The organism is Roseateles sp. (genome assembly GCF_031397715.1).
In the GTDB taxonomy this organism is placed as follows: Bacteria; Pseudomonadota; Gammaproteobacteria; order Burkholderiales; family Burkholderiaceae_C; genus Paucibacter_A.
Map to the genome: position 1 here is coordinate 1 of NZ_JANNMI010000162.1, position 7,863 is coordinate 7,863.

At 63.2% G+C, this 7,863-nt stretch carries 6 protein-coding genes; 5 read left to right on the forward strand and 1 reads right to left on the reverse strand.

Annotation, left to right across the window (positions count from 1 at the left end):
• From RMO57_RS07050 to RMO57_RS07060, 3 genes are all read left to right on the forward strand, one after another.
• Nucleotides 1-1,630: molybdopterin oxidoreductase family protein (locus RMO57_RS07050; protein ID WP_310385361.1), on the forward strand; the 1,630-nt coding region annotated here is incomplete at its 5' end.
• Nucleotides 1,631-1,646: 16 nt separating this feature from the next.
• The gene (locus RMO57_RS07055) at nucleotides 1,647-3,653 is read left to right on the forward strand and encodes a DmsC/YnfH family molybdoenzyme membrane anchor subunit (RefSeq protein WP_310385362.1); all 2,007 of its coding nucleotides are present in this window, start codon (nucleotides 1,647-1,649) and stop codon (nucleotides 3,651-3,653) included.
• Nucleotides 3,654-3,661: 8 nt separating this feature from the next.
• The gene (locus RMO57_RS07060; protein WP_310385363.1) at nucleotides 3,662-4,045 is read left to right on the forward strand and encodes a hypothetical protein; all 384 of its coding nucleotides are present in this window, start codon (nucleotides 3,662-3,664) and stop codon (nucleotides 4,043-4,045) included.
• A 325-nt stretch (nucleotides 4,046-4,370) separates the two neighbouring features.
• Here the strand turns inward: RMO57_RS07060 and RMO57_RS07065 are convergent, their stop codons facing one another.
• A complete protein-coding gene (locus tag RMO57_RS07065) occupies nucleotides 4,371-5,273 on the reverse strand; it encodes a LysR family transcriptional regulator (RefSeq protein ID WP_310385364.1) in 903 nt (300 codons plus the stop codon).
• 102 nt (nucleotides 5,274-5,375) lie between these two features.
• Here RMO57_RS07065 and RMO57_RS07070 point away from each other — a divergent pair, with 102 nt between their 5' ends.
• Nucleotides 5,376-6,488: an aldo/keto reductase gene (locus RMO57_RS07070; protein WP_310385365.1), complete on the forward strand. Its 1,113-nt coding sequence runs from the start codon at nucleotides 5,376-5,378 to the stop codon at nucleotides 6,486-6,488.
• A gap of 292 nt (nucleotides 6,489-6,780) precedes the next feature.
• A partial coding sequence (locus RMO57_RS07075) for a tyrosine-type recombinase/integrase (RefSeq protein ID WP_310385366.1) occupies nucleotides 6,781-7,863 on the forward strand: 1,083 nt, incomplete at its 3' end.

Below are 7,863 nucleotides of genomic sequence, written 5' to 3' on the forward strand. Positions count from 1 at the left end.
GCTGGAGAAGCGCAAGTTCCCGCTCATCGTGGTCGACCCGCGCGTCACCATGCTGGCCCAGTTTGCCGATATTCACTTGGCCATCACGCCGGGCACGGACACCGTCTTGATCAACGCGATGATGTTCGTGATCTTCAAGGAGGGGCTGGAGGACCGCGACTACATCGAGAAGCACACGCAAGGCATCGACGCGTTGCGCGCCTTGGTGGCCGACTACGACCCCATCACCGCCCAGCACATCTGCGGCATCGACGAAGACCGCATCCGCACCGTCGCCCGCATCTATGCCAAGGCGCCGCGGGCGATGAGCATCTGGACCATGGGCATCAACCAGAGCACCCACGGCTCGGACGGCGTGGTCGACATCAATAACCTCAATTTGATCACCGGCAATATCGGCGTGCCCGGCGGCACCAGCCTGTCCATCACCGGCCAGTGCAATGCGATGGGCACACGCGAGTGGTCGTCCTGCTCGGGCCTGCCCGGCTACCGCCTGCTGGAGAAGGAGAAGGACCGCAAGCACATCGCCGATTTCTGGGGCATTGACGAGAGCTTTTTCCCGCCCAAGCGCGGCCTGGCGCAGACCGACATCTTCCCGGCCATCGAGACCGGCGAGATCAAGGGCCTGTGGCTGGTTGCCACCAATCCGATGACTTCGATGGCCAACCAGCCGCGCATCCGCAAGGCGATGGAGAACCTGGAGTTCCTGGTCGTGCAGGACGTTTACGAGGACGTGGAGACGAACAAATACGCCCATGTCTTCTTGCCCGCTGCGGTGTGGGCCGAGAAGGAGGGCTGCCACACCAATACCGAACGGCGCGTCAACCTGACACGTAACGTCTTGCCTGCATACGCTGATTCGAAGCCCGATCTGTGGATCTTCAACCAGATGTCCAAGCGCTTTACGGACCGCAACAAGATCCATTTCCCCGAAACCGCCGAGGGCGCGTTCGAGGAGATGAAGGCGCTATCGATCGGCGAAGGGCGCACGCTGGACATTTCCGGCATGAGCTATGACCGCATCGAGGCGGCGCGCGGCATCCAGTGGCCGTACAGCGCCGCGCAAGGCCAGGCCGATGCTCAGAAGATGGGCGAGGCCGACCGTGCGGAAATGCTCTTGCGCCTGCCCTTCAACGGCAACCCGAGGCTCTATACCGACGGGCATTTCCAGACCCCGACGGGCCGCGCCAACCTGATCCCGGTGCGCTTCGTCAACAACAACGAATGCCCGGACGGCGAATACCCGTTCTGGCTCAACTCGGGCCGGGTGGTCGAGCATTTCCACACCCGCACGCGCACCGGCAAGATCGGCAACTGCAATAAGTTCAGCCCGACGCCGTATATGGAGATGAACCCCGATGCCGCCGAGAAACTGGGCATTGAGCATCAGAGTTATGTGCGCGTGGTCAGCCGGCGCGGCGACGCGGTGGTGATGGTGCAGCTGACCCAGCGGGTCGGCAGCGACATGCTCTTTATCCCCTTCCACTTCCATGACTGCGTGAACCGCTTGACCTTAGGGCTGCTGGACCCGCATTCGCGCCAGCCAGCCTTCAAGCAGAACGCCGCGCGGGTCGAGAAGATCGACCAGAGGCAAGCCGCCCGATTGAATCTTGAGCGCCGTGCGTTCTGAGCATTAGGAAGAAATCATGATGGCCACACCACAGACTGTAGAAACAAAGACCGCCGCTGGCGGCTGCGGCAAGCCCGAGTGCGGCAGCGGTGGCTGCGGCTCGAAGAAGGACAGCGGCGAGCGCAAGATCTGGGAGATCCGCACCGAGGAGCAGGTCTACGCCTTCTTGAACGACAAAACCATGGCCGACAGCAACCGCTATGGCCAGAAGATCGACCTGATCGCGCATACCGAGAACAAGCTCCCGGTCGGCCGCTCGATGTTCATCAACGAGAACCCGGCCGTCGGCACGAATCCGAACCGCAACAAGCAGCACGGTTTCTTCTTCACGGCCGACAACTGCATCGGTTGCCATGCCTGCGAGGCTGCATGCAGCGAGAAGAACGACAACCCCGCGCATCTGGCCTTCCGCTCGGTCGGCTATGTTGAGGGCGGCAGCTTCCCCGACTACAAGCGCATGAATATCTCGATGGCCTGCAACCATTGCGATGACCCGGTCTGCCTGAAGGGCTGCCCGACGCGCGCCTACACCAAGCATGTGGAATACGGCGCCGTGCTGCAAGACCCCGAGACCTGCTTTGGTTGCGGCTATTGCACCTGGGTATGCCCGTACAACGCACCGCAGCTGGACCCCGTCAAGGGCCAGGTTTCCAAGTGCAATATGTGCGTGGACCGGCTGGAAGTGGGCCTGAAGCCGGCCTGCGTGGCGGCCTGCGTCGGCAATGCGCTGGACTTCGGCGTGATCGAGAACATCCCCGCGAACCGCGAACAAGCACGGGTCGAGATCCCCGGCTTCCCCTCGCCCGAGATCACCCGCCCTAACATCCGTTTTCAGCAGCTCAAGCAGATGCCGGACGAGTTGACCCGCACCGATTCGATGCCGGTCAAGTATCACAAGGACGCCGCCGGCCGCTACCGCCCGACCATCGACCAGAAGCAGGGCCGCACCAAGCATTGGAATCTGGCGCGCCTGAGTTCACGCGAGAACCCGTTGGTGCTGTTCACGCTGTCCGCTCAAGCGGCGGCCGGTGCGTTCGCGCTGGCTTTTCTCGGCGCGCAGGCGGGGCTGAGTGGTTTCGCCGGCTTTGCGCAATCGGCGCTGTATGTGCCGCTGGTGATGCTGTGTTTTGCGATGGTCGCGTTCGGTCTTTTCATGTCCACCATGCACCTGGGCAAGCCCAAGCGCTTTTACCGCGGGTTTAACAATCTGCGCCATTCGCCGGTCTCGCGCGAGGGTCTGGGCATCGCCATCTTCATGGCCGGCCTGGGCCTGCACATCACGTTCAGCCTGCCGGCGAATCGGATCTTCCAGGCGCTGTTCAGCGGCGTGTTCGGCGCCGACATCAATGCGCTGATTGCGCCAACGTTGACTGCCTCCATGGCCACCGGCTTCGGCTACTTCGCCCTGGCCGGCAGCGCCGCAGGCCTGTACTACATGTACCGCTGCTACCGCATCAAGGCGCGGCCGTTCTGGGACCATTGGCAGGTCGGCAGTGCCTTTGCCGGCACCTTGCTGTCGCTGGGCAGCCTGGTGACCGGCGTGGTGGTGGCGGCGACGCTTGCCGCCAGCGGCGAGAGCTTCACGGCTGTGTTGGTGGTGGCTGCGGGTCTGCTGTGTTTGGGTCTGTTGGTCGAGGGCATCGGTCATATCGCTCATGGCCGGGCGATGAGCAGCGCCGAGCATGAGGGCGGCGCCTCGCACTATGTGCAGACCACCACCTTCGGCAACACCTATCTGCTGCGCAACGGCTTGCTGGGCCTGAACCTGTTGCTGGGCTCCGGCCTGCTGCTCAGCCTGCTGCTGATGCCCGGCGTTAGCGTTTGGCAGCTGTTGGGCCTGGCCCTTGTCGGCGCGGTCCTGTTGGCCACCAGTGTGATGGGCCGGGCGTTGTTCTACATCCTGGTCATTCCGACCACGATGCCGGGCGCCTTCTTCTGGAAGAACAAGGGCTTCGAGCAACATGCCCGCGACATCGGCCTGGCCAATATGCCGCAGGTCGGCGTGGCGCCGCTGCGTCATTGAGTGCTGATATGCAACTCGATGATCTGCTGGGCAAGACCTGCGTGATCGGCTTGTCCTACTTCGGACTGCAGGGCGAGCTGATGCGGCAAAGCCAGTACGCCGGCCGCGTCGGCAAGATCGATGCGGAGCTGGGGATTTCGATCACGCTGCAGCACAGCGATGCAAAAGAAGCGGCGCCGGCCGACTTCATCCTGCCGCCGAATCTTGCCGCCTGGTTCATCGCCCCACCGGGCCAGTACCGCCACCCGCCCTCGGGCGTGGACATGCTGAACCCTGACTATCTGGTGACCTGGAATGTCTACCGGACACAGGACAACAAGGCCGAGGGTCAGCATGAGTGGTGGGATTGGGTGCCGAACACTGAGCGGCCGCAGGTGGGGGCGGCGGCTTGAGCGTCGGGTGGTGTCAAAGTTACCGCGCTGCTGCGGTGAAATGCAGCGTTAGTCCACCTGTTAGTCGCCATGCTTTGAGTTGGCAGCCGACCCGTTGACGTCCTCAGAGGCTTCTTCCGGGATGACTGCAAAGTGCCCATTGCGGACGATCATGCGGGCTCGTTGAGCTCACATAATCGACCCTTGGACTTGACGGCCAAGAAGCCGTCACCCGCATCGTCGATCTTAAAAATGGGCGACAGAAGGCGCCTCAAACCGAGACCGTTGGCCGATGTCCCGCGCGAATCGTCAGCGACCTTGGCCGTGTTTGGATTGCCTCTGACAGTCACGCTAATTTTTCATTCAGTCGCTGTTTCATGAAACCAATGAATGCGCTCAGCTTGCGGGGCACATGGGCACGGCTCGGATGGTAGAGATAGAAGCCTGGAAACGTTGGCCACCAGGCTTTGAGCAATGGTACGAGGCGGCCGGCGGCGAGGTCTTCCTGCACTTGCGACTCGAACGCCAGACCGATGCCGGCGCCCGAGCGAATGGCGCTGAGCAAGGTATCGCCATCGCTTGCGATCAGAGCGCTATCAATCTGAATGTCGACTCGGCGACCCTTGTGCGCATACTCCCATCGATAGAGCCCCCCTCCCAGCCGCACGTTGAGACAGCGGTGGTGCATCAGGTCCTGCGGGACGCGCGGCGCGACGCGGCCCTCCAAGTAACGCGGAGCTGCGACCGTCACCAAGCGATGCGGGCCGCCGAGCGGTGTTGCCACCACGTCTTGCGCCAGATTCTCGCCAAGCCGGATGCCAGCGTCGAATCCGCTTGCGACCAGATCGACCAGGGTGTTGTCGCAATCGAGCTCCAAGGAGATCGCCGGAAACTCTTCAAAAAAAGGCGTGAGGTGCGGCAACACGACAAGGTCAGCGGCGGTGCGCGAAAGTGTCAGGCGCAGCAGCCCCGATGGCTGATCACGTAGCTCGTCGAGGCCGCCAACAGCCGCTGCCAGAGTGGCCAGTCCGTGCCGAGCATCGAGCAGGAAATGCTGGCCGATCTCGGTGACACCGACCCGCCGGGTCGAGCGATCCAGCAGCCGTACGCCCAGTCGCGACTCCAACGTACGCAGGTTCTGAGAGAGCGCCGACGGCGAGACGCCAAGCTCTGCTGCGGCGCGGGTGAAGCTCGCATGGTGGGCGACGCGCTCGAACGCGGCAATCAGGGGAAGTAGTTCGGGGACCATTCCGAATTATGAAGCAACGCTTCACAGCTCATCCAGATTACGGGGCTATTTCGACAGGTCGAGGCTCCGTATGATTTGCCGATCAATCATCAGGAAACAAACATGACACTCGCTGAATATCGCACGCTGGGTCGCTCGGGCCTCGCCGTCAGCCCGCTGGCACTGGGGACGATGACCTTCGGAACAGCGCGCTGGGGATCTAGCGCTGCCACTTCGCGGGACATCTTCAATTCCTACCTGGACGCGGGTGGCAATTTCATCGATACGGCGGATGTCTACTCGGGCGGTCGATGCGAGGAGATGTTGGGTGAGTTCATTGCGGACCGTTCAGTACGCGACGGGGTCGTCATCGCCACCAAGTCCGGATTCTCTACGGGGCATGGCGTGCACTTGGGCGGCAATGGCGCGAAGCACGTCAGAGACGCCTTGGAAGGTTCGCTGAGGCGGCTGCGGACGGACTACGTGGACATGCTCTGGGTCCACGTCTGGGACTCGGTCACCCCTGCGGAGGAACTGCTGGAAACCATGAGCAACTTGATCAAGGCGGGCAAGGTTCGGTACTGGGGCATTTCTAACACGCCGGCCTGGTACGTCGCCAAGGTGGCCACGCTGGCGGCAGTGCGGGGGCAGCCGGCCCCTATCGCCTTGCAGTATTTTTACTCGCTGGTGAATCGCGACATCGAAGAAGAATTCGTCCCGCTGGCTGCTGAATTCAAGATGGCCATTCAACCGTGGAGTCCCCTGGCGTTCGGCATGTTGACAGGCAAGTACGACCGAGCGACTGTTGCCGCCGCCGCGCCGCGCGACGCAGGATTGCCGCGTGACGCCGCAAACCCTGCAGCCGAAAGACCTGCCGATGACAAGCGGCTGGACGGCGCCAATCCATTCGGCGATACGCTGTTCACGGAACGGAACTGGAGCGTCGTCGAAGCCGTCAAGCGAGTGGCCGAAGCATGCGGCGAGTCGGCCGCGCTTGTGGCGTTGGCCTGGGTGATCCAGCGCCCCGGCGTTTCGTCGACCTTGATGGGCGTGAGTAAGGTCGCTCAGCTCCATGACAACATCGCAGCCCTCAAGATTCGCCTATCGGACGCCCATCAGGCTGAGCTGGACCAAGCCAGCGCCACGGACCAGAAGATGCTTTACAGGCTGTTCGCTCCACCAGTCCGGCAGCACGTGGTCTTTGGTGGGTGCCCGGTACGGTCTTGGGCTGAGTAGTCGACTCGGAGTCGGGCCCGGTCTCGCGGTGAAGGGCAGCCGATGTCAGCTTTCGTGCGCAACTTCGAATTCAAACTGAAGGCTAGGCCCTGTCCTTCGGATGCGCAGCGGCCGCGGCTGAGTGCACCCAGCCGCCCTCACTGCGAGTCCGAATGACAGGATCTGGCCGTTATGCACAGGTCCGAGTTATGAACAGTTTGGCCATGACACATGGCTGGGGGCCCTGGAAGCAGGGGGTTCCTGAACTTGGTGATCACGCGATGCTGGACATAAGCCTGGCAATGGCGCAGGGATGTTGGTCTCACAACTGGAGATCAACATGGACCCAATCCGAACGCTGCACCCCCTTGCCCGAGCCTGGTTGCTCGATGGCCCGCTGTCGGCGGACCTCGACGCCTACTTGGCGCTGCTGGAGAGAGGCCGGTACGCCGAAGGCAGCATCGAGAAGCACCTGCGCGCGCTGGCGCACTTCTCCCATTGGATGACGCGCTGTCGCCTGGCAGCCAAGCAACTCGACGAAGACTTCGTCGATCAATTCCTCAACCACCACCTGCCGCGCTGCGAGTGCCATGCCATGGCGCTGCGCACGCGCGGCGACCTCAGTGCCGGGCTTGGACATCTGCTGACCGTCCTACGGCTGCAGCGCGTCATTGCGGAGCCGCCATCGCCTACCGGCCCCGTTGCCGAGGAACTGTGCCGCTATGACGCGCACATGCGCGACGCATGGGGCCTTGCGGCCGGCACGCGCGAGGGGCGCCTGAGCATCGTGGGCCAACTGCTGCTGTGGAAGTTCTCCGGCCGGGCGTTCACCGTCGGCGAACTGCAGGCCGAGGACCTGCGCAGCTTCATCGCGCAGGAACTCACCAGGGTCAACACCGTGTCCCACGCCACCGCGTTAGCCAGCGCGCTGCGGGCGTATCTCCGCTACCGGTCCACCTGTGGCGACGTCGTGCATGCCCTGCTCGGCGTGATCGCCTCACCGGCGCGCTGGGCCCTGGCAACACTGCCGCGCGCTCTCACTCCGCAGGAGGTACAGCGGCTGATGACGCATTGCGAACAGACACGCTCGGCGCCGCGCCGCCTGCTGGCCATGGTGCGGCTGGCGCTGGACCTGGGGCTGCGCGGTGGCGAGATCGCCAGGCTGGAGTTGTGCGACATCGACTGGCGCGCCGGCACCTTGACGCTCAAGCGCACGAAGTCTGCTCGGCAGGACGTGCTGCCGCTGCCGGCGGCCACCGGCCAAGCGCTGGCCGAGTACCTGCGCCACGAGCGTCCGACCTCCACCATGTCGACGGTCTTCGTTCGTCGGCACGCTCCGCATGACCAACCCGTTGGGGTTGATGTCGTTCGTGACGCCATTGGCAATGCGTTGCGC

Excerpts from the sequence above, each read along its gene's own strand:
- RMO57_RS07055 (WP_310385362.1), top strand. The coding sequence starts at position 1,647 with ATGATGGCCACACCACAGACTGTAGAAACAAAGACCGCCGCTGGCGGC.
- RMO57_RS07060 (WP_310385363.1), top strand. The coding sequence starts at position 3,662 with ATGCAACTCGATGATCTGCTGGGCAAGACCTGCGTGATCGGCTTGTCC.
- RMO57_RS07065 (WP_310385364.1), bottom strand. The coding sequence starts at position 5,273 with ATGGTCCCCGAACTACTTCCCCTGATTGCCGCGTTCGAGCGCGTCGCC.
- RMO57_RS07070 (WP_310385365.1), top strand. The coding sequence starts at position 5,376 with ATGACACTCGCTGAATATCGCACGCTGGGTCGCTCGGGCCTCGCCGTC.